The sequence below is a fragment of the Acetobacter sp. DsW_063 genome, assembly GCF_002153745.1.
In the GTDB taxonomy this organism is placed as follows: Bacteria; Pseudomonadota; Alphaproteobacteria; order Acetobacterales; family Acetobacteraceae; genus Acetobacter.
In genome coordinates this window covers 1-418 of sequence record NZ_JOPL01000055.1, presented here as the reverse complement: position 1 = coordinate 418, position 418 = coordinate 1, and the positions used below count along the sequence as shown (strand labels likewise).

The following is a 418-nucleotide window of genomic DNA, read 5'->3' as shown; positions in this document are numbered from 1 at the left end:
ATTGAGCCGTTTTTTCCTCTGGCGCACGGAATGCCACGCGTGGATGACCGCCGTGTTCTGAGTGGGATTGTTTACGTGATCCGCAACGGTCTTCAGTGGAAAGATGCTCCTGAAGCTTATGGCCCGCACAAGACTTTGTATAATCGCTTCATCCGGTGGAGCCGCCTGGGCGTCTTCGACCGAATCTTCGTCGCGCTGACAGAGCAGGCTGGCCGTTCAAAGCGCCTGATGATCGATGCAACACATCTCAAAGCGCACCGAATAGCGGCCTCCCTGCTCAAAAAGGGGCTTTTCCCCGCCATATCGGACGGACAAAGGGTGGCCTGAATTCAAAACTTCATGCCATGTGTGATGGTCAGGGACGACCTGCCCGCCTTCATCTGACTGCTGGACAGGTCAGTGATTTCAAAGGCGCTGA

At 55.3% G+C, this 418-nt stretch carries 1 pseudogene; it reads left to right on the top strand.

The features are described 5' to 3' along the window. Nucleotides 1-418: pseudogene (locus HK28_RS09175) on the top strand (IS5 family transposase); the annotation flags it as partial.